The 21,909-nt window shown below is 33.0% G+C and carries 24 protein-coding genes; 9 read left to right on the top strand and 15 right to left on the bottom strand.

Annotated features, from left to right (window positions below):
• The first annotated feature begins 7 nt into the window (after window positions 1-7).
• From CVIC12175_RS06270 to CVIC12175_RS06235, 8 genes are all read left to right on the top strand, one after another.
• Window positions 8-1,216 carry an LL-diaminopimelate aminotransferase gene (locus CVIC12175_RS06270; protein ID WP_086254363.1) on the top strand — a complete coding sequence of 403 codons (1,209 nt, stop codon included), beginning with the start codon at window positions 8-10 and terminating at the stop codon, window positions 1,214-1,216.
• Window positions 1,213-2,478 (top strand): homoserine dehydrogenase, encoded by a 1,266-nt coding sequence (locus CVIC12175_RS06265; protein WP_086256605.1) that lies wholly within the window; start codon window positions 1,213-1,215, stop codon window positions 2,476-2,478. The genes CVIC12175_RS06270 and CVIC12175_RS06265 overlap by 4 nt, the downstream gene beginning before the upstream one ends.
• Window positions 2,479-2,481: 3 nt before the next feature.
• Window positions 2,482-2,820 (top strand): YraN family protein, encoded by a 339-nt coding sequence (locus CVIC12175_RS06260; protein ID WP_086256606.1) that lies wholly within the window; start codon window positions 2,482-2,484, stop codon window positions 2,818-2,820.
• Window positions 2,821-2,994: 174 nt separating this feature from the next.
• Window positions 2,995-3,309, top strand: coding sequence for a thioredoxin (gene trxA / locus CVIC12175_RS06255; RefSeq protein ID WP_086247296.1), 315 nt, complete (start codon window positions 2,995-2,997; stop codon window positions 3,307-3,309).
• A 130-nt stretch (window positions 3,310-3,439) separates the two neighbouring features.
• Entirely contained in the window at window positions 3,440-4,378 is a 939-nt protein-coding gene (gene trxB, locus CVIC12175_RS06250; RefSeq protein ID WP_086255588.1) for a thioredoxin-disulfide reductase, read from the top strand.
• 116 nt (window positions 4,379-4,494) lie between these two features.
• Window positions 4,495-5,256, top strand: a complete 762-nt coding sequence (gene dapB, locus CVIC12175_RS06245; RefSeq protein ID WP_086256607.1) for a 4-hydroxy-tetrahydrodipicolinate reductase — start codon at window positions 4,495-4,497, stop codon at window positions 5,254-5,256.
• 1 nt (window position 5,257) lies between these two features.
• Complete coding sequence (purF, locus tag CVIC12175_RS06240; protein WP_086256608.1) at window positions 5,258-6,598, top strand: amidophosphoribosyltransferase; 1,341 nt, start codon at window positions 5,258-5,260, stop codon at window positions 6,596-6,598.
• A 125-nt stretch (window positions 6,599-6,723) separates the two neighbouring features.
• Window positions 6,724-7,155 (top strand): hypothetical protein, encoded by a 432-nt coding sequence (locus CVIC12175_RS06235; protein WP_086256609.1) that lies wholly within the window; start codon window positions 6,724-6,726, stop codon window positions 7,153-7,155.
• Window positions 7,156-7,580: 425 nt separating this feature from the next.
• On the opposite strand, the gene thiS is transcribed toward CVIC12175_RS06235, so the two are convergent.
• From thiS to CVIC12175_RS06175, 12 genes are all read right to left on the bottom strand, one after another.
• Window positions 7,581-7,784 carry a sulfur carrier protein ThiS gene (gene thiS, locus CVIC12175_RS06230; RefSeq protein ID WP_086249037.1) on the bottom strand — a complete coding sequence of 68 codons (204 nt, stop codon included), beginning with the start codon at window positions 7,782-7,784 and terminating at the stop codon, window positions 7,581-7,583.
• Window positions 7,781-9,373 carry an ABC-F family ATP-binding cassette domain-containing protein gene (locus CVIC12175_RS06225; protein WP_086256610.1) on the bottom strand — a complete coding sequence of 531 codons (1,593 nt, stop codon included), beginning with the start codon at window positions 9,371-9,373 and terminating at the stop codon, window positions 7,781-7,783. Before CVIC12175_RS06225 ends, thiS begins: the two co-directional genes overlap by 4 nt.
• A gap of 9 nt (window positions 9,374-9,382) precedes the next feature.
• Window positions 9,383-10,570, bottom strand: a complete 1,188-nt coding sequence (locus CVIC12175_RS06220; RefSeq protein ID WP_086315928.1) for a tetrahydrodipicolinate N-succinyltransferase N-terminal domain-containing protein — start codon at window positions 10,568-10,570, stop codon at window positions 9,383-9,385.
• Between the two features lie 19 nt (window positions 10,571-10,589).
• The gene (locus CVIC12175_RS06215) at window positions 10,590-11,540 is read right to left on the bottom strand and encodes a hypothetical protein (protein WP_086256612.1); all 951 of its coding nucleotides are present in this window, start codon (window positions 11,538-11,540) and stop codon (window positions 10,590-10,592) included.
• Entirely contained in the window at window positions 11,537-11,842 is a 306-nt protein-coding gene (fliN, locus tag CVIC12175_RS06210; RefSeq protein WP_086247287.1) for a flagellar motor switch protein FliN, read from the bottom strand. The genes CVIC12175_RS06215 and fliN overlap by 4 nt, the downstream gene beginning before the upstream one ends.
• Window positions 11,839-12,258, bottom strand: coding sequence for a chemotaxis protein CheX (locus CVIC12175_RS06205; RefSeq protein ID WP_086249087.1), 420 nt, complete (start codon window positions 12,256-12,258; stop codon window positions 11,839-11,841). Before CVIC12175_RS06205 ends, fliN begins: the two co-directional genes overlap by 4 nt.
• Before the next feature lie 120 nt (window positions 12,259-12,378).
• Window positions 12,379-13,125 (bottom strand): tryptophan synthase subunit alpha, encoded by a 747-nt coding sequence (gene trpA, locus CVIC12175_RS06200; RefSeq protein ID WP_086302614.1) that lies wholly within the window; start codon window positions 13,123-13,125, stop codon window positions 12,379-12,381.
• The gene (trpB, locus tag CVIC12175_RS06195) at window positions 13,118-14,299 is read right to left on the bottom strand and encodes a tryptophan synthase subunit beta (RefSeq protein WP_086302612.1); all 1,182 of its coding nucleotides are present in this window, start codon (window positions 14,297-14,299) and stop codon (window positions 13,118-13,120) included. Before trpB ends, trpA begins: the two co-directional genes overlap by 8 nt.
• A 3-nt stretch (window positions 14,300-14,302) precedes the next feature.
• Complete coding sequence (locus CVIC12175_RS06190) at window positions 14,303-14,920, bottom strand: phosphoribosylanthranilate isomerase (protein WP_180380670.1); 618 nt, start codon at window positions 14,918-14,920, stop codon at window positions 14,303-14,305.
• Window positions 14,917-16,017 (bottom strand): DNA adenine methylase, encoded by a 1,101-nt coding sequence (locus CVIC12175_RS06185; RefSeq protein ID WP_086302610.1) that lies wholly within the window; start codon window positions 16,015-16,017, stop codon window positions 14,917-14,919. Before CVIC12175_RS06185 ends, CVIC12175_RS06190 begins: the two co-directional genes overlap by 4 nt.
• The gene (gene trpD / locus CVIC12175_RS06180; protein ID WP_086302608.1) at window positions 16,014-17,615 is read right to left on the bottom strand and encodes an anthranilate phosphoribosyltransferase; all 1,602 of its coding nucleotides are present in this window, start codon (window positions 17,613-17,615) and stop codon (window positions 16,014-16,016) included. The genes CVIC12175_RS06185 and trpD overlap by 4 nt, the downstream gene beginning before the upstream one ends.
• Window positions 17,616-17,619: 4 nt before the next feature.
• Window positions 17,620-18,882: an anthranilate synthase component I family protein gene (locus CVIC12175_RS06175; RefSeq protein WP_086302686.1), complete on the bottom strand. Its 1,263-nt coding sequence runs from the start codon at window positions 18,880-18,882 to the stop codon at window positions 17,620-17,622.
• 131 nt (window positions 18,883-19,013) lie between these two features.
• On the opposite strand from CVIC12175_RS06175, the gene CVIC12175_RS06170 reads away from it, so the two are divergent.
• Complete coding sequence (locus tag CVIC12175_RS06170) at window positions 19,014-19,808, top strand: sulfite exporter TauE/SafE family protein (protein WP_236861062.1); 795 nt, start codon at window positions 19,014-19,016, stop codon at window positions 19,806-19,808.
• A gap of 33 nt (window positions 19,809-19,841) precedes the next feature.
• Here CVIC12175_RS06170 and CVIC12175_RS06165 read toward each other — a convergent pair whose 3' ends face one another.
• From CVIC12175_RS06165 to CVIC12175_RS06155, 3 genes are read right to left on the bottom strand one after another with little or no spacing between them, the layout of a single operon-like run.
• On the bottom strand, window positions 19,842-20,384 hold the full coding sequence (locus CVIC12175_RS06165) for a hypothetical protein (protein WP_086315927.1): 543 nt from the start codon (window positions 20,382-20,384) through the stop codon (window positions 19,842-19,844).
• Window positions 20,385-20,415: 31 nt separating this feature from the next.
• Window positions 20,416-21,081 carry a molybdate ABC transporter permease subunit gene (gene modB / locus CVIC12175_RS06160; RefSeq protein ID WP_086315926.1) on the bottom strand — a complete coding sequence of 222 codons (666 nt, stop codon included), beginning with the start codon at window positions 21,079-21,081 and terminating at the stop codon, window positions 20,416-20,418.
• Window positions 21,078-21,905: a sulfate/molybdate ABC transporter ATP-binding protein gene (locus CVIC12175_RS06155; protein WP_086315925.1), complete on the bottom strand. Its 828-nt coding sequence runs from the start codon at window positions 21,903-21,905 to the stop codon at window positions 21,078-21,080. The genes modB and CVIC12175_RS06155 overlap by 4 nt, the downstream gene beginning before the upstream one ends.
• Between the last annotated feature and the right edge of the window lie 4 nt (window positions 21,906-21,909).

Below are 21,909 nucleotides of genomic sequence, written 5' to 3'. Positions count from 1 at the left end.
GTTGTTTATGTTTGATGAGATTAGATTTAATACTATTGAAAGATTGCCAAACTATGCATTTGCAGAGGTAAATGCTATTAAGATGGCGGCTCGTAGAGATGGTGCTGATATTATAGATTTTTCTATGGGAAATCCAGATGGTAGAACTCCTCAACACATAATTGACAAGCTTTGCGAAAGTGCTATGAAGGATAAAACGCACGGTTATAGTGTTAGTCAAGGTATTTATAAACTTCGTGTTGCGATATGCAATTGGTATAAAAGAAAATATGGCGTAATGCTAGATCCAGAGACCGAAGCAGTCGCAACTATGGGTAGCAAAGAGGGGTTTGTGCATTTAGTTCAGGCTATTATCAATCCTGGCGATGTAGCTATTGTGCCAGACCCAGCCTATCCGATTCACACTCAGGCTTTTATTATAGCAGGTGGAAATGTAACGAAAATGCCTCTTGTTTATAATGCAAGCTATGAATTAGATGAGAATAAATTTTTTGAAAATTTAGAACATGCTATAGAAGAGAGTATTCCAAAACCAAAATATGTTGTAGTAAATTTTCCTCATAACCCAACTACTGTTACATGTCAAAAGAGCTTTTATGAGCGTTTAGTAGATATGGCTAAGCGTGAGAGATTTTACATTATTAGTGATATAGCATATGCAGAGCTAACATTTGATGGGTATAAAACTCCAAGCATATTTGAAGTAGATGGTGCAAAAGATGTAGCTGTGGAGTGCTATACGCTATCAAAATCATATAATATGGCTGGCTGGCGTGTTGGCTTTATATGTGGAAATAAAAAGCTAGTTTCAGCACTTAAAAAGATAAAATCGTGGTTTGATTATGGAATGTTTACTCCAATTCAAGTAGCAGCAACTATTGCACTTGATAGTGATCAAGACTGTGTTGAACAGATTAGACAAACATATGAAAGACGCAGAGATACGCTTATAGAGGCATTTAGTGCAGCTGGTTGGGATATTGCAAAACCTAGAGCTAGTATGTTTGCTTGGGCAAAATTACCGCCACAAGTAGGAAATATAGGAAGTAAAGAGTTTGCTAAACAGCTCTTGACTAAAGCTTGTGTTGCTGTAAGTCCTGGAGCTGGATTTGGTCAAGCTGGCGATGAGTATGTCAGAATCGCATTTATAGAAAATGAAAATAGAATTCGCCAAGCTGCAAGAAATATTAAAAAATATTTAAAAGAAGTTCAATGAAGGTAGCGATATTAGGCGTTGGAACAGTAGGGGCTGAAGTTGCCAATGTGCTTATTAAAAATAGCGATTTAATAGCCTCAAGAGCTGGAGTTAGTATAACTCCAGTAGTGGGTGTAGTAAGGGATTTATCAAAGCATAAAGACTCGATAATTCCACTAACTGATGATATAGATAGCGTAATAAATAGAGATGATATAGATGTATTTGTTGAGCTTATGGGGGGAATTGATAAGCCTTATGAAATAGTAAGCAAAATTCTAGAACGAAAAAAAGCAGTAGTAACGGCTAATAAAGCTCTTTTAGCCTATTATAGAAATGAACTTGAATCACTTGCTGGTGATACGGCATTTGGATATGAAGCTAGTGTAGCTGGTGGGATACCAATCATAAAAGCCTTAAGAGAAGGATTAAGCGCAAACCATATTCAAAAAATAATGGGTATAATGAACGGAACAAGCAATTATATTCTAACAAATATGATGAATAGTGGAGTGCAGTTTGACGAGGCGCTTAAAAAGGCTCAAGAATTAGGTTATGCTGAGGCTGATCCGACTTTTGATATTAGTGGATTTGATACTGCACATAAGCTGCTTATATTAGCTAGTATTGCTTATTGCGTGCATGCTAAACCTGAAGATATAATGATAGAAGGTATTAGCGAGATTAGTAGTGAGGATATATATTTTGCTAATGAATTTGAGTACGCTATTAAACTATTAGCCATTGCTAAGCGAGGAGAAGGTACTTTAGAGCTTAGAGTTCATCCAGCATTTATTAGCAAAGATAAGATGCTAGCAAATGTAAATGGGGTAATGAATGCTGTAAGTGTCGTAGGTGATGCAGTTGGAGAGAGCTTATTTTATGGTGCTGGTGCTGGTGGGTCTGCTACGGCAAGTGCGGTTATAAGTGATTTAATAGATATCGCTAGAGAGATTAGAAATCCTATGCTAGGATATAAGGCTCCACTAGAGTCCGCACCATTAAAACTTCTAAAGCCTAGCCAGATTAGAACCAAATATTATTTAAGATTAAAGGTAGCTGATGAGGTTGGGGTTTTGGCTAAGATTACAAATTTAATGAGTCAAAATAATCTCTCAATTGATAGCTTCTTACAAAAAGCAAAAAGCAAAGATGAAGGGTGTGCTACCTTATTTTTTACTACGCATACTTGCTTAGAAGCTGATATGCTAAAAGTTATTAATAGCTTAGAAAATGAGAGCTTTATCAAGGCTAAGCCATTTATGATTAGGATTGAGAGTTAATCTTTGGGTTTAGCTGAATATCTTTTTGGTCATGAAGCTGAGAAAAGTGCTGCTAAATTTTTATCAAAAAATGGCTATAAAATACTCAATTTAAACTATAAAACCAAATTTGGAGAGATTGATATCATTGCTAAGCGTGATTCAACTCTTCATTTTATCGAAGTCAAGGCCTCGTCCAAAGATTATCAAACCATCTATAGAGTAACACAATCTAAATTGGAAAAAATTATAAAAGCTATAGATTTTTATATGTTAAACTCTAATTTAAATTTGCCATATCAAATTGATATAATCTGTATAAATGGTCAAAATATAGAGCTAATAGAAAATATTACATACTGATTAAATATCTCTTTCATTTTTTTAAAATTTAATAATTAATAAAAATTATTAACTTTTATATTTTATAATAAGCTCTGATTTGATGAAGTTTGAGTTACCTAAAATTATATTTGTTAGTTTTAGTTTAACTTTTTTAATGTATAATTTTATTGTAAAACCATAGAAGGAGATAAAATGGGTAAATATATCGATTTAACAGCTGAAAATTTCAATATCGCTAAAGAGGGCGTTGCTCTAGTAGATTTTTGGGCTCCATGGTGTGGACCATGCAGAATGCTAGCTCCAGTAATTGATGAATTAGCTGAAGAATTTGATGGCAAAGCAAAAATCTGCAAAGTAAATACAGATGAGGTTCAAGATCTAGCTGTAGAGTATGGCGTACGCTCTATTCCAACTTTACTATTCTTTAAAGATGGAGAGATTAAAGAGACATTAATTGGCGCTCAATCTAAAGCTGCAATTGCAGATAAAATCAATTCACTTTTATAATTCAAAGGGGCTTTTTGCCCCACTACTTTAACTCACTTCAAATCAAATCGTACTATATTAAAATTAAATTTATTTTTATGTAATATATCTATGATATTGTATAGATATAAATTTAAAATAAGGAGCAATTATGTTAGATGTAGCTATAATCGGTGGAGGTCCAGCAGGTCTTAGTGCAGGACTTTATGCTACTCGTGGTGGATTGAAAAATGTAGTAATGTTTGAAAGAGGTATGCCAGGCGGTCAAATTACAAGTAGCTCTGAGATGGAGAACTATCCTGGCGTTGCTACTGTTATGGATGGTATGAGCTTTATGGCTCCATGGCTTGAGCAATGCACTAGATTTGGATTAAAACATGAGATGGCTGGCGTAGAAAAAGTAGCTAAAAATAGCGATGGAAGCTTTACTATCACTTTAGAAGGTGGCAAAACTGAACAAGCTAAAGCTGTAATCGTATGTACTGGTTCAACTCCAAAAAGAGCAGGATTTAAAGGAGAGGATGAATTCTTTGGTAAAGGCGTTAGTACTTGTGCTACTTGCGATGGATTTTTCTATAAAAATAAAGAGGTAGCAGTCTTAGGTGGTGGCGATACAGCGATTGAAGAAGCAGAATACTTATCTAGAATTTGTTCAAAAGTATATCTAATCCATCGCCGTGATACATTTAGAGCAGCTCCAAGTTCAGTTGAAAAAGTTAAGAAAAATGAAAAAATCGAACTAATCTTAAATGCTGGAATAGAAGAAGTTTATGGAGATAGCACTGCAGGGGTAAAAGGCGTTAAAATCAAGCTAGCCGATGGAAGTATAAGAGATTTAGTAGTGCCAGGTATATTTACTTTTGTTGGGTTAAATGTAAGAAATGAAGTATTAAAAGATGGCGATAACTTTATTTGCGATATCTTACCAACTGGCCAGGTAAAAGTAGATCTAAAAATGCAAACATCAACTCCAGGTTTATTTGCTGCAGGTGATTTAAGACAAGATGCTCCTAAGCAAGTAGTTAGCGCAGCTGCTGATGGTGCTGTAGCTGCACTTAGCGCTATGAGCTATATTGAGAGCTTACATTAATTCTTAAGCCACTTGCCCTAGCGAGTGGCTCTTTTATAAAAATTCAATTTACTTATATCAAATTTTTATCTTTTTTTAGCTAAAATAAAATCTTAATTTATCCAAAAAGGGCGATGATGATTCGTATAGGTTTACACGGTGCAAGCGGTAAGATGGGAAGTGAGATAATCGCAAATTTAAAAGGGCTTAGCAATGCAAAGTTATCAGTAGCATATACTATAGAGCCTATGAGCGTAGATGATGGTGTGATAGTAACTGATAAGTATGATGTTTTATTTGATAATAGCGATGTTGTAATCGATTTTAGTATCGCAAGCGCGTCGATAAATCTTATAAATTATGCTAGAACCAATCCAAAACCACTGGTTATAGGTACTACTGGATTAGGCAATGAGGGAGCTGAGCTAATCAAACTTGCAAGTGCTATGATGCCAATACTTCAAGCTACAAATATGAGTTTAGGCGTAGCAGTGCTAAATCGCTTAACTGAGATTGCTAGCAGAGTGCTAAGTGATTTTGACATTGAGATTTTAGAGATGCATCATCGCAATAAGATAGACGCTCCAAGTGGTACAGCATTGACACTTGGCGAACATGCTGCAAAAGGTAGAAATTTAAGTTTAGCAAATGTTAGAGTAAGCGGACGAGATGGAATGGTAGGAGCTAGAAACAAAGATGAGATTGCTGTAATGGCTTTGCGTGGTGGTGATATCGTTGGACGCCATACAGTGGGATTTTATAACGATGGTGAATATATAGAGTTAAATCACACCGCTACAAGTAGAGCTACATTTGCTAAAGGTGCGATAAAGGCTGGAATTTGGCTAGCTAATAAAGAGCCAAAATTATATACAATCTATGATGCTTTAGGAATATAATATGTGTGCAATAGTTGGAGTAATCAATTCAAAAGACGCAGCAAAAACAGCCTATTATGGGTTGTTTTCTATGCAACACAGAGGTCAAGAGGCAAGCGGTATAAGTGCAAGCTATAATCATCAGATTAAAACTATTAAAAATAGAGGTTTAGTAACTGAAGTTTTTGACAATAATAGTTTTGAAATATTGCAAGGTCAGATGGCTATAGGCCATAATAGATATTCAACTGCTGGTAGCGATAGTGTGCTAGATGCTCAGCCAGTAAGTGCAAAATACTCTTTAGGCGAGATTAGTATCGTTCATAATGGAAATTTGATTAATAAACACGAAGTTAGAGAAAGATTGATAGAAGATGGTGCGATATTTCAGTCAAATATGGATACAGAAAATATCTTGCACTTAATAGCAAAAAGCAAAAAAGAGAATTTGCAAGATCGTATTATTGAAGCTTTAAAGCAGATTGTAGGTGCGTATTGTCTGCTTATTTTAAGTCGCTCTAAGATGTTTGTAGTACGCGATCCATATGGGATTAGACCTCTTAGTATTGGAAGATTAAAAGATGGTGGTTATATTGTAGCTAGTGAGACTTGTGCTTTTGATTTAGTAGGTGCGACATATGTAAGAGATGTAGCACCTGGAGAGATGATAGTATTTGAAGAGGGCAAAAGCGCCTTTAAAAGCATAGAATTATTTGAAGCTAAAGACCCTAGATTGTGTGCATTTGAATATATATATTTTGCTCGTCCTGATAGCATGATAGATGGTAAAAATGTATATCAAATTAGAAAAAAATTAGGAGAAATTCTAGCTGATAAATCTAGTTGCAAAGCTGATTTTGTAGTGCCTGTGCCAGATTCTGGTGTTCCTGCGGCATTAGGATATGCAGCTAGAAGTAATATACCATTTGAGATGGCAATTGTAAGAAATCACTATGTAGGTAGGACATTTATAGAGCCAACTCAAGAGATGAGAAATCTAAAAGTTAAATTAAAACTAAATCCTATGAGCAGTGTTTTAAATGGCAAAAGCGTTGTAGTTATTGATGATAGTATCGTGCGTGGTACAACTAGCAAGAAAATAGTAGAACTATTACGCAATGCTGGAGCTAAAGAGATACATATGAAAATTGCTGCTCCAGAGATTAAACATCCTTGTAGATATGGTATTGATACGCCAAGTTATGAAGAATTAATAAGTGCTAAGATGGATGTTAATGAGGTTTGCAAATTTATTGGTGCTGATAGTTTGGAGTTTTTAAGTATTGATGAATTGGTATGTGGCCTTGGCAATGAGAGGAAATACTCTTTAGTTAGCTTTGATGGAGACTATTTTATAAGCTAAATTTAGTCTATCCTTATTTTAAGGATAGACCCTATATATGTATAAAAATATCCTTTATATAATTTTATAATTTTGGAATTAAATTTGCTTATTAAAAATTTATATTTTTAATATAAGGAGCAGGTATGAGAGTTGAAAATTCTTTTTTAAATATTGAGTATAAGCAATCAAAAAATAGCTCTTTAAATACGCAAGGTGACTTTCAAAAAATACTTGATGACTCAAATCCGCTAATAAAAAAAGTAGGCAATGCGTATGCTCTAAATACAACTGGCGGAATGGAAGAGGCTTTTTTTGTGAGTGCGTCTATGTGGGCTGCTGCTGCTAGAGATAGTGCTATTACAGATACTTCAGTTGCTAGAGATGAATTTGCATTAAATAAATTAAGTAGCATTGATAGAAGTGCAAAAGCTGATGCTTTAGAGATGATGATAAGGGTTTTGGGTGATAAAAATACAATCCAACACCATGTCAGCTCACCATTAAGCAAAGCAGAATTTGACTCGCAAAAACAAGAGACACAAAACTATCTAAAAGATATTTTGGCTAAAATTTAAATTGTTAAATTTAGATATTTGGCTATATACTTAAAAATATTAGTAAAAATAGTGTTAAAAATTGCATTATGTAAGACTCTTTTGATTAGAATTTGAATCAAAGGGTCTTTTGTTAATAAAATTATTAATTTGTCGGTATAATGGTGATGATAAAATAGATATTACTATGATATAGATGCTATAAAAATCTTAAAGAAAGTAGTAAAATATAAGGTGCTAAGATTGATTTTGATATAAAATATAAAAAGCATTTGCATTAGCAGTAGTGTCTTTATAGCAATTTTTATCTTGTTTTGATTATGAAAACTTTGTTAATTTTATCTAAAGTTTAATATATTTTTATTATATTTATAGTTGTAATGCTTAAATTTGAATTATTAAATAGAATAATTCAAATTTATAATGGGTAATTACTTAAAAAATAATTACCCGCCACCTACGAACTCTACAATCTCGATTTTCATACCATCTTTTATTGTAAAATCGCTCCAATTAGCTCTTGGGATAATCTGCATATCCACTTCAGCAGCTACTTTGCTATCTTCATAGCCTTGTGATTTTATAAGATCAGCAAGAGTGGAGTTGCTCTTGATAGTAATGGAATTTGAGTTAAGCCAAATTTGTATCATTTCTCATCTAACCCATAAGCAGCTCTATACTCTTCATAGCTACCTTTAAAATCAACTATTTGGCCATCGCCTTTAAGGTGTAAAATTCTATTAGCAAAGGCATCTATTAATTCTCTATCGTGGCTAACACAGATACAGCTACCACTAAAGTTATATAACGCTTCACCTAAAGCAATGATAGCCTCTAGATCTAAGTGGTTATTTGGCTCATCTAGTATGAGTAAATTTGCTCTTTGAAGCATTAGTTTTGATAGCATTAATCTATGCTTTTCTCCACCGCTTAAACTTCCTACTTCTTTTTCTTGCTCAGTTCCGCTAAATAGCATTCTACCAAGGCATTTACGGATCTCATCTAGGTCTTTATTTTTGCTATCTTGTAGCCACTCATATAGTTTTAATGTGCCAGTAATTTTATTTGAGCTATCTTGCGCAAAATATCCTAACTCAATTGTTGCTCCAATATGCACCTTACCGCTATCTGCTTCTAGCTCACTCATTAAAATCTTGCATAAAGTAGATTTACCTACGCCATTGGTTCCGATGATTGCAATTTTATCACCTTTATTCATTTTAAAATTAAAATTATCTAAAATCACATTATCATCGAATTTTTTATTTATTGCAGTTAATTCTATTAACTCATTGCCAATTTCACGATTAGTTCTAAATAAAATACTAGGATCACGACGGCTAGATATTTTAATCTCATTTATTTGAAGTTTTTCAAGCTGTTTGGCTCTACTTGTAGCTTGCTTTGCTTTACTAGCATTGGCACTAAATCTAGCTATAAATTTTTCTAACTCTTCACGCTCTTTTAGCTTCTTATCACGCTCCATTTCAGCTTGTTTAGCGACTAAATTTGCAGCTATATACCAGTCGTCATAATTACCGCTAAATTCTCTAATTTGCTTAAAATCAACATCTAATATATGAGTGCAAACTCGGTTTAAAAAGTGTCTATCGTGGCTGATGACAACTAGAGTTCCTTCGTGATTGATTAGCTCTCTTTCTAGCCATGCAATTGCATCGATATCAAGGTTATTTGTCGGCTCATCAAGAAATAATATATCAGGTTTAGGAAATAGTACTTGAGCTAATAAAATCTTAACCTTATCGCTACTTTCAATTTCGCTCATTAGTTTATCATATTCATGCAAACCAAGAGAGCTTAAGATCTTTTCTATTCTGGTTTCATACTCATAGGTAGGATCTTCTTCGGCAGTGATGATCTCAAGTTCGCTAAGGCGTTCATTAATCTCATCAGTAAATTCCTCGCTTAAATAGAGCTTTTCTTTCTCTTTGATTGTATCATATAGTCTTTTGTTTCCCCATAAAACAGCATCTTTTAAGGTAAAATTTTCAAATGCAAATTGATCTTGTCCTAAGACGCCAATTTTTTTGCCTGATTCTATGATGATATCACCGCTAGTGTGTTCTACTTGAGAGCTTAAAATCTTTAAAAATGTAGATTTTCCAGCACCATTGGCACCTATTAAGCCGTATCGATTGTGTGAATTTAGCTTTAAATTAACATCTTCAAAGAGTAGCTGAGAGCCAAAACGGTGTGTTAAACCTTTGATTTCAACCATTACTATTCCTTAATGCAAGTCAGCATTTAGCTTAATAGCTCTTTTACTAATGCTAGCTGTGATTTGGCCTGTTTGGCTATTTTGGCGATAGTGAATTCCATTTAGATTTGCTAGTTCAAGTGCTTTATATATCTCTTTATCAAATTTAAACCCTGGATTTACTTTTTCAAGAGCCTCTTTATCGCTTATATATATTTTTGTACCTTCAAGAATTGCTATACCAGCATCTATGATACAATCATCGCCAAGAGGTACGCCAGTTACTGAATTTGCACCTAAAAGACATCTTTTGCCTACGCTAATTGGATTGCCATTTGTGCCACTTAGTACGCCTAAAATACTTGCACCGCCGCCTACATCGCTTCCATCTCCTACGCTTACAGAGCTTGAGATTCTACCTTCTACCATTACTGGTCCAGTTGTTCCAGAGTTGAAGTTGATATATGAAGCGCCTGGCATTACTGTTGTGCCTGGTGCTAATACTGCGCCCATTCTGACTTTTGCGCTATCTAGTATTCTAGTATTATCGCTTGGTATTATGTGATTTAAGTAGCGTGGGAATTTATCTACGCTTACTATATTTGGATACCAACCTTTCATTTTTAACCAAATTTCATTCTCTCTTAAATGGTCTAGTTCGTGTGGATTGCCATCGCTATCCCAAGCTAAATTTGGCAATAGGCCAAAGGCTCCATTAAGATTTAGTGATCGAATTTCGGCTTTATTTAGTGATAGTAGATATAGTTTTAGATATACAGCCTCAACGCTTTTTGGTGCATCATCGCTATATAAAAATGTTACTACAAACTCAACATCGTTTTCCATCTCGCCATCATTTAAAATCTCATCTATTACGAGTAGATTTTGGACATTTTTATGCTTATCACCTTCGCATTCATCTAATAAAAAATCAAATACATTAAGCGCATCAGCTGTAATGGCTGAGTTAATCGGTGCTACAAATTCGCTCCCGCTATTATCGATTTTTATACCATTTTTTTCAATTGCCCAGCTTAATACAGCTGCACTTCCGTAGTTTTCATTCATATTTACTACTGCGTAATTTACGCTGATTGTTTTGGCTGATTTTCCTTTAATGCTTCTACCTATTGCAAATGCAATTGGGTCTTTATAGCCAGCTTGAGAGCGAATCTCATCGGTAAATTTTTTTAAGTCATCTAGATTTTTAATGTTCATATTTTTCCTTTTTTTGAATTTAAATCGACTCTTTATCCATCATATCTTTATAGCTACTTAGGGCATTTTTACGCTCTTGTAGGTAGCTGCCAAGTTTTTGCTTATTTTGTTCGAAAAATAGCTCAAAGTCATCTTTATTTTTTATTTTTTCTTCACCAAATTTATCTAATAGAACATTTGAGCTGCCAACTAATATTAGATATTTTTGGTTTTCATAGTTTAGTAGTACTACTTTGTTTTGATTATCTAGAGGTTTTTCATATATTACATCTATACTCTCATCATTTAAATTCCAATTAAAACTGCTATTTGAAATAGAATTTGTAACCTTTTGCGTAGTTATTTCAAATGGTTTAGCCTTTGAAGTTATTGTTGATGTTTGGGTTTGATTGGTTGGTTTAACGGCTTTTGTTTTTAGATTTTTTTTGATATATTTAGTTTTTATATACATAGAAAATACAAATATTGCAAAAAGCACTAAAATCACAATAATATATTTTGTATATATATCATCGCCACTATCTTTTTTGGTTGGAATATTAGCTAGTGATGTAGGCTGTTCTTTTGGCGTAGAGGTCTGTGCTGGCGTGGCGGTTACTTGCTTATTTGTAGTTTTAGCTTGTGGTGTTATGCGAATTCTAAGGCCAAATTTATCACTAGTTTTAGACGCTATGATTGCAATTGGCTTAGATGATTTAAGCTCTAAAGTTGCTAAATTATCCGCTGAAGAGAAATTTATATTTTGGAGTATATTTGATTTTATCTCTTTGTTTATTTTATTTTTTATTGTTAGATTACTTAGGATAATCTTTGTGATTTGGTCGCTATTTTGTTGTTTGATAGTGCCACTATATGGCGCATCAAAGCTTAACATAATATCTACTCTTTCATCTCTTTCATATATATTATGAGTAAGCAAATTTACAGCCCAAAGCGGGATAGCCATAATCATTAAAAGCCAAATTTTCATAATTGCTCTCTTTTGAAGTATTGGATTACAGATTTTGAGTCTAGTATCTCATTTATACGGATTGCAAGGTTTTTTTCATAGACCATTACCTCACCTTTACCAAATATTCTATTATTTATAAATAGCTCTACGCTCTCTCCAGCTGGCTTTTCGAGGTCTATGACTGAGCCTACATCAAGCTTTAAAAGCTCTCGCACGCTAATTGTTGTCATGCCAAGATCGCTGATAAACTCTACTCCAATATCTAAAAGCTCATCATAGCCATGAAATAGCCCATTTGGGCTTAAATTTATCTCGTTCATGCTTTTTTGTAGCCTATTTTAAATGTTTTATTTTTTATTTTAAAAATTTGAGATTTTTCAAGTCTTACTGGAAATTTTTCAACTTTACCTAAAAACTCAGGCGTACCAAGTTTATAAACTCCGTTATTATTATCGCTTAAAAGGTGCTTAGCATAACCTACTATTTGATTTGCAACTTCTCTGCTTAAATCGCCTAAATCAGTCTTTTTAGCCTCTTCAGTGTTAAATAGTTTATCTACAAAAAGCTCTAAAGTCTCTTTTTTAAAATATAGATAAAATTGAAACTCTATATCATCTTTATATAATGGAATACTAGCACCATATAGGTCTTTTCCTAGACTTTTTCCCTCTTTTATCTCATAACCAAATACATCAGTGCAAAAGTGTCTAGTAGCATAGTTGATAGCATTTAGCATCATAATCTCCTTAAGTTTTGGTTAGTATTATACAAAATTTAACTTTAAAAGAGATTATTTATAAAATTTTAGCTAAATTTAATCCCATAATTGGTTTTAAATTTAGCTATAGTAGTCTTATTATTCAAATAATTCTTTGATCTTTTGATGCGCTGTAGTTGGATTAAATTTGCTTGTAATCTCTACAATTTTTGTGCCTATAATTGCGCCATCTGCATACTCTTTAGTCTTTTTGACATCATTTGAGTTTTTAATCCCAAACCCAACTGCAACTGGTAAATTGGTATTGTCTTTTATAAACTTAATCATATCTTTGAGTCTATCTAGTGAGCTTTGTTCTCCACCTGTTACGCCAAGAGAGCCAACAGCATATATAAATCCACTAGAGCCGCTTAGAATCTCTTTTGAGCGTTTAGTGCTTGTAGGGGCAATAAGGCGAATTAAGCTAATGCCATATTGCTGACATTTAAGAGCAAACTCGCAGCTCTCTTCATAAGGCATATCAGGTACTAAAATTCCACTAATACCGCACTCTAAACTTTGGCGTAAAAATTTATCTTCGCCATAAGCTAAAATAATATTGTAATATACTAAAAATACTAATGCTTTAGAGGTTTTAACATCTTTTAGCATATCAAAAACTTTTGTTGTATTTACTCCGTTATTGCATGCTTGAAATGCTGCATTGGCTATGAGCTTGCCATCTGCTAAAGGATCAGAGTAAGGAATACCAATCTCAATTATATCAAGCACGCTATCATCAAGTGAATTTAAAAACTCTTTGCTGTATTCTAAACTAGGATATCCAGCTACAATGTAGCCGATATTTGCTTTTTTGTCTTTAAAGGCATTTGCTATCTTATCCATATATTGTTCCTTTTTTATAATCCATTATAGTATGCATATCTTTATCTCCTCTACCACTTACATTTACTACAATATTTGAGCGTTTTTGCAGCGTAGGACATAGCTTATCTAAATAGGCTAGGGCGTGTGAGCTTTCTATGGCTGGAATTATACCTTCAAGTTTTGATAAGAGTCTTAAAGCATTAATGCACTCATCATCGCTAACTGCGTAGTAGCTTACTCTTCCTATATCTTGCAAGTGTGCATGCTCTGGCCCAACACCAGGATAATCTAGCCCAGCACTGATACTATGTACTGGTAAAATCATACCAAATTCATCTTGCAAGACTATAGTTTTCATTCCGTGAATTATCCCTTCATTACCTTTAGTTAGTGTAGCGGCGTGATACTTTGTCTCAATTCCTAGCCCTGCAGCTTCAATTCCGATTATATTTACACTTGGGTCATCAATAAAGGCTGAAAATATCCCAATAGCATTGCTACCTCCGCCAACACAAGCGATGATATAATCAGGTTTTACACCTTTTTCTTCTAGCTGAGCTTTTGCCTCAGAGCCAATTACAGTTTGAAAATCTCTAACAATCTTTGGATATGGATGAGGTCCTACGGCTGAGCCAATTACATAAAATCTACTTTCAATCTCATTTACCCAAGCTTGAATAGCTGCAGTTGTAGCCTCTTTTAATGTACCAAGTCCATCACTAATAGGCACTACATTTGCACCTAAAAGCTCCATTTTATAGACATTTAACGCTTGACGCTTAGTATCGCACTCACCCATATATACATCGCACTCTAAACCTAAAAGAGCAGCTGCTGTAGCTGTAGCTACTCCGTGTTGTCCAGCTCCAGTCTCAGCCATTATTTTTGTTTTTCCCATTTTTTTTGCTAGTAGAGCTTGAGCTAGGGCGTTATTGATTTTATGCGCTCCAGTATGGTTTAAATCCTCTCTTTTTAGATAGATATTATGCCCATAATGCTTGCTAAGTCTTTTAGCGTGATATAGCGGGCTAGGTCTTCCTACATAATCTTTTAAAAGTTCATTAAGCTCACTTTTAAACTCATCGCTTTTTGCAATCTTTTCATAGGCTTCTTCAAGCTCTATTAACGCACTCATTACAGTCTCAGGGACAAACTGCCCTCCAAATTTACCAAAATAAGCTTTTGCATTCATATTTTAATTCCTTATAATTTTTAATATCTCATATATTTTTTTTGGATCTTTAACCATATTATTATTATCTTCTAATTTGCTATTAAAATCTAGCAAAATTGCCCCGCTTTTTAATGCATCTTTAACATTATGCACGCCTAAGCCGCCAGCTAGACCAAATTCGCTCTTAACTCCATCTAAAAGGCTCCAATCAAAGCTAACTCCATTGCCGCCTAAATTTACCCCCTTAGCATCATATAAAACAAGATCGCAATTTTGATTTAAATCTGGCAATATTGAGCCTACGCTACATGCTTGCCATAATTTTATACTATTTGAGCTAAATTTTGCAAAGTCTTGTTTGCTTGCTTGAGTGTAAATTTGAACTACATCAAATTTAGCCTCTAAAGCACTATTTAAAATCTCATCTAAATTATTACTATCATAAACTCCTACGGCTTTTATTTTATAGCTATGGGCTATATTTACTATCTTTTTGGCTGTATCTAGATCTACTTGGCGTGGGCTTTTAGCTAGGATAACTCCTATAAAATCTACTCTTTTGCCATTAAAATTAACTTCACAGACACTTTGTGCCTCATTTTGGCTTTTAATTCCGCATATCTTAACCAAAATGCTCATTTAATATCCTTTTTAATAATATAAAGATACTCAGTTACATATAGCTCTCTATTATTTAAATTTCTACTTGCTCTATATGCTGGATATTTTATCTCTTTAGTATATACTTTACCTATTTTACTTAAATTAGATATAAACTCATCATTTGTTATAAAGCCTTCAGAATTAAAAGATATTACTAAATATTTAGCTCTAAATTCGCTTAAAAGATTGAAAAATTCCTTACTTGCTAAGGCTTTTTTATTGTAATTTGAGCGGTTCCAATTATCTGGTATTCCGCTTATTGTGCTGATTTTATCTATATTGGGTGCTTTAAAATCACTAATTAAATTTAGCATAAAATAGTTTGAGCCATATGGATGCTGATTATAAGGAGGGTCAAAATATGCTATATCCACAGACGGGGCAACTTTGGCAAATTCTAAGGCATCATTTTGAAACGCTTTAAATTCGCTTTTGAAATTTGAAAATACTGGCATCTCAAGAGTGATTTTACCAAGTATTCTACTTAAAGCATTCTCTCCACTTCCGCCAAATTTACCTATTCCATTTTTATCCTTATAAAAGCCTTTAAAAACTCCACCAGTATTTGAATGCACTGAAGCCTTGCTAAGTAAAGGAGCGATAAAAAAGTTTTGAAATTCAGCTGGTATTTGCTCTATAGCGTGGCGTAATCCACCGATGATTAAAGCGTTTGAGCGAGAATAAAATACCCGTTCGCCACTTTTTATATTATTATCGTCCTTTGGGGCATAAAGCTCACTGATAAAACTCTCTTTTGGAGTAAAATTATTTTGAATTTGAGCGTAATACTCTTTTAATGTATTTAATAAATCTAAGCTAGAGTTTGATAGATAGCAAGAGTTTATAATATATGAATATCTTTCTAAATCATTAGCCAAAACTAAGCTAGAATGAGCCTTTGCAAGGCGTGAAACTACTCCGCTACCGCTAAATACATCGGCAAACTCAATGCGGTCTTTTTTAAGTTCGCTTTTAATATCAATTATTACTTCTTCGATGCTATTTAGGAGTGTTCTTTTGTTTCCTAAATAACTAATTAATTGAGTAGTTAGATATTCCTTACTCTCTTTCACTTATTATCTCCGGTGTAGTTTTTATAAAATTCCCAAACCTTACCACTATTTATAGCGTTTAATATTATATCTTTAGCAACCATAGGCGAGGTAGCTTGATTAGCAGCATATAGAGCAAACATAGCATTTAAAAGCACTATATCAAATTTAGCCCCGCTAAGCTCTCCTTTTAGCGTAGCTCTTAAAATATCAGCATTATAGCTAGCATCACCTCCAGCAATATCAGCATGAAATGCTCTATCAAAACCAAACTGCTCAGGCGTGATTTTATACTCTAAAATTTTACCATCTTTTACTTCGTGAATTAGCGTCTCATCACATAGAGTAATCTCATCCATACCATCCATACCATGAACTACTAAAGCGTGTTTTCTACCTAGATTAAGTAGAGTATGTGCGATTAACTCATTTACATCTTCTAAGTAGTTGCCTACAACTTGATTGGTTAGATTTAAATTTGGATTTAATAAAGGCCCAAGAATATTAAAAACGCTTCCAATTCCAAGCCTTAGCCTTACATCTTTTACTGCTGCAGTTATAGGATGAAAATATGGAGCGTGAAAAAAGGCTAGATTTTGCTCGTTTAATTGAGATTTTAGACGCTCTATATCGCTATCAAGATTTATTCCAATCTGATTTAAAATATCGCTACTTCCACTTTTTGATGTTATAGCTTTGTTTCCATGCTTGGCTACTTTAGTTCCTAAAGCAGCTAAAATAAAGCTTACTGTAGTAGATACATTTATGGTCTTTAGTGCATCTCCACCAGTACCTACTATATCAATCATAGGCGAGTTATCGCTATAGGTTGTAGAGTATTTTAGTATATTTTTAACAAGTGCAGCTAGACTATCTGGATATAGCGACTTTTCGCTTATTAGCACCAAAAGAGCGCCTAGTTGTACATCATCGTAGTTTTTATTATAAATTTCTTTGCATATTATCTCATAATCACTAGCATCTAAAGGAAAGCCTTTTTGTAATTTAGTAAGAAATGGAGCAAAATTTGCTTTTTCTTGAATTTGATCTTTAGATTTATTTAATGAGACAAAATTGGCAATTATCTGCTTTCCATATTGACTAAAAAAGCTTTCAGGATGAAACTGAATACCAAAAATTTGCCTATCTTTATCCTCTAATGCCATAATAATTCCATCGCTGCTATAAGCTGTAACTTGTAAATTTGGCGGTAGATTATCAACATATAGTGAGTGGTATCTCATTACGCTAAAACTTTTTGGCAATCCTTTAAATATAATGCTACTATTTTGAGTTTGAATTTGACTAGTTTTGCCATGAACTGGAGTATTAAGAACCTTAATATCGGCACCATTTACTAGAGCGATTGCTTGATGACCAAGACAAATTCCAAGAATTGGAATACCTAAATTTGCCTTTAAAATATCAATACAAACTCCACTATCTTTAGGATGTTTTGGACCTGGACTTAAGATGATCTTGCTAGGTTTTAATCTTTTAATCTCATCAATGCTAATCTCATCATTTCGCACGCATTTTATAGATTCACTAGTTGTATCTAAGAGATATTGGTATATATTATAAACAAAGCTATCATAATTATCAATCATTAAAATCATTGGTTTAATCCCTTTGGGTTGCGTATTTTTCAAATATTTTTAGACAGCTTTTGCGTTTATTGCAGATCTCATCATACTCATTTTGAGCAACGCTATCCCAGACAATTCCAGCTCCAGCACCGATAAATACTCTATTTGAAGTTGAATTTAAATTTTTAGTAAAGATAGCTGAACGAATAAGAATAGCCATCTGTATATCTCCATTAAAATGCCAAAAACCAATCCCTCCGCCATAAATTCCACGACTATAACTCTCAAGCTCATTTATAATCTGCATTGCTCTAATTTTTGGACTACCACTAAGTGTCCCAGCTGGAAAAATAGTAGTAAGAGCTTTAAGTGGAGTTGATGATGGACTTAGCTCTGCATAGATATCGCTTACAATATGCATTACACTTTCATAGAGTTTGATATGCATTGGATTTACTACCTTTATGCTGCCTCTAAGAGCAAATTTACCTATATCATTTCTAGCTAAATCAATAAGCATTCTATGCTCGCTAAGCTCTTTTTCATCACTTAAAAGCTCTTTTTTTATACTCTCATCTTCATTGGCATCTACTCCACGCTTTCTTGTACCAGCAATTGGGCTTGTGTGGATTATACCCTTTTTAATCTCTACTACAAGCTCAGGGCTACTACCTACTATAATTCCAAATTCGCTTGGATAGTAAAACATATATGGGCTAGGATTTTGTATTTTTAAAATTTCATAAAACTCAAGTGGATCAAAATCACTCTCTAACTCTAAGGTTTTAGATAGAACAACTTGAAATATATCCCCACTTTTTATATATTTTTTGGCAGTTTGGATCATATTTAAATAGTGTTCTTTTTCATTTTTTAAATCACTTTTTATAGTGTAGAAGTAGTTTTGATTTTGGATATTTTGAGGTTTTATATTTTCAAGCTCTTTAAAGTAGATGCTATCTCCATAAAAACTATAAATTTTACTTTGTTTATCATAGTGCAAATATGCTTTAGCATCGCTATAATGATATAGTGGAAACTCATAAAGCATAGGTTTGATATCGCCAATTTTTTCAAATTTATATACTGCTTCATAGCTTAAAATTCCAAAAAGTCCGGCAAAATTTGAGATTTTATTGCCATTTTTAATCCTATCATTTAGCTTAGCAAAATCATCTCCACTTATATATTCACAATCAATTCCTATAATTGCTTGAGTCTCATCTTCGGCTAGATATGAGCGTGGATATCTGCTTAAAATTTCTCTAAAATATATAGTGGGATCATATAAAAGCATTTTATCTCCAAAAAGTTTTTTTAAAAAAATATTATACAAAAAATTTTCTTTATCAATCTTAAAATTTAATCTTTTAAAGCTAGTTTTATATTAAGATTATTATAATTTGGTATTAAATTTAAGGTATAAAAATGGTTGGCGAATTTGGTTTAATAATGTTTGATAATATGCCTATGATGGCGATAATTACAGCGTTTATTATCTTTGTCTTAATTGGTATGGGAATTGGGTTTGTTAGTGGATTTTTTGGTATTGGTGGTGGTACGATATTGGTTCCAATACTACTAAATTTAGGTTTTGATATTAAAAGTGCAATTGGTATTAGTGTGCTTCAGATGTTTATGGGAGCGTTATTTGGTAGTTATGTGAATTATAAAAATAAAAAATTAGTGCTAAATGATGGGATTATAGTTGGAATTGGTGGGCTTGTTGGAGCGAGTTTTAGCGGGTTAATTGTTGCTAATACTCCTAGTATAGTGCTTAAACTAGTTGTGCTTTTTATGCTTTTGGTTGCGATAATTAAATTTTTTAAAGCCGATGTACAAAATACAAATCCAAAAGAGATCTCAAAGCCTATAATGTTTGGTGTAGGGGTATTTGTCGGTGCCATAGCTATATCTGTTGGTCTTGGTGGGGCTTTATTTTTAACTCCGATATTTGTTGGATTTTTAAAAATGGATATTAAAAAGGCAGTATCAATTGGGTTATTTTTTGTAGTATTTAGCTCATTTGCTGGGCTTATTAGTTTGGCAAATGCTGATTTAGTAGATTATAAAACCGGTTTAATGATAGGTATTGGCTCGATAATTGGGGTATATTTTGGTGTTAAAGTTGGCCATAGAGCAAATAAGCAAATTCAAAAAAAATTAGCTTTGGGGCTTTATATAATTATGTTTATTTTAATGATAAAAAATATTGTGTTTTAATATAATCTAAGAGCTTTTAACTCCTAGATTATATTAAAAGCCATTTAAAATTTCTATAATCTTATCTATTATTTTAGATTCAAAATTATCTTTAGTTTGGTTTAGGCCATAATCAAAGCTAGATTTTTGACTTTGTAGGTTTAAATTTGTTTGATAATCTTTGCCGTTATTAATAGCGATATATAAAGAGGCTTGAGCATCATAAAAATACTCACTTTCATAGCCGCCACCAAATCCGCTACCAAAGCCGATTCTTCTAAATCCACCACTACCAAACCCAAATTCCATAAAGTTATTATTTCTAATATCACTATTTTTGCGTATATAATTTAGAGCTATTTTGATAGCGATATCTGGATTTTTTATAGCTTTTTTATAGCCGTTTTTCTCTAATGCTTTGCTTAAATTTTGCTCAAAATTTGGTGTGAAATTTTGTGAGGCTATGCTAAAGCTTTTGCCTTTTATATTTTCAGTGATAAATACCGGATCTGATGTAGATAGATAGCTAGTTTGTATAGATTTACCACAACCTATAAATGTTAAAGCAATAAGCAAAGAAATAATTATATTTTTCATTAAAATCCTTTAAAATAAACCAGGTATTATACTATTTTTTTTCTATTTTTTGGTTGATAAAATATACTAAAAATAACACTGTAAAGCTAATTGCAAGCATAACTCCTGAATATATATGAGCTAATTTATAATCTAAAATCTCAACTGCGTCATATATAGCAATACTAGCAACTTTAGTCTCTCCTTCAATACTTCCGCCAATCATCAAAATTACTCCAAATTCACCCAAAGTATGAGCAAAACTAATGATAATTGCACTTAATAAAGATGGTTTAATATTTGGCATTGCTACTTTAAATAGTGTAGTAATTTTGCCTTTGCCAAGACTATAACTAGCTTCAATTAAAGAGTTTGGCAAAGATTTAAATCCAGATAAAATAGGAGCAAACATAAATGGTAAAGAGTAGATACAACTAGCAATAACAAGGCCAGTAAAGTTAAAAACAAGTCTAATATCAAAATGCTTTTGCATAAACTCGCCCAAAAATGAGTATGGAGATAAAAATATCAATATATAAAATCCAAGCACCGATGGAGGCAATACAAGAGGAAGTGATATAATGCTCTCAATAATTGGCTTTAATTTAAACTCAGACCTAGCTATTATATAAGCAAGAGGCAAACAGATAAAAAATAGTATAATTGTTGATATAAAAGCTAGTTTAAACGATAGTAAAAATGGAGTCCAGTCAATCATTTGCTAATCTTTAAATTTGATATTTTAGCGCTTAGAGTAATAGTATCGCCTACTTTTAAATTTCTATTTTGAGTAGTTTGATTTATTTGATAAATTTGATTTGCGTGTTCGCAAGTGATTGTATTATCATTGATGTCTAAAATTGTGGCTAATAGATTGATATTATCATCTAAATTAGAGCTTAAAAATAGCTCTTTTGGTGAGCCAGATCGAACTATTTTACCATTATTAATCTCATAAATGCGGCTTGCAAGTCTATAAATTTCGTGCTTATCATGGCTGACTAAGATTATGCTCATGGAGTATTTTTTGTGAATTTGGATTAAATACTCTTGCAATTTAGTGCGTAAGCTCATATCTAAAGCAGATAACGGCTCATCTAAAAGCAGTATTTTAGGACGTCTCATAAGCGCTCTAGCTAATGCTATGCGTTGCTTTTGGCCACCTGAGAGAGTGCTAGGTAGGGCATTTTTAAACTCTAAAAGCTCTATAAACTCCAAAAGTTCAGTAGCAAATTTAAGATCATTGCTAGCAAATAACAGATTTTGCATTACAGTCATATTAGGGAATAGGGCATAATCTTGAAATAGATATCCAATATTTCTTTTTTGAGGTGGTAAAAATATATTTTTATTATAATAAATTTGCTCATCATTGCTAATTACTCCGCTATTTGGTTTATCAAAACCAGCTAAGAGTCTTAAAATCGTGCTTTTTCCACTACCACTTTTACCATATAAGGCTACAAATTCGCCATTATTTATTTTAAATTCAAGATCAAGCTTAAATCCGTCAAAGGACTTTTGGCAGTGGAAATGGATCATAAAT

The organism is Campylobacter vicugnae, assembly GCF_002139875.1.
GTDB classification, from domain to species: Bacteria; Campylobacterota; Campylobacteria; order Campylobacterales; family Campylobacteraceae; genus Campylobacter; species Campylobacter vicugnae.
Note: the sequence above shows the minus strand (reverse complement) of the source record. Positions and strands in the feature narration are given on the sequence as shown.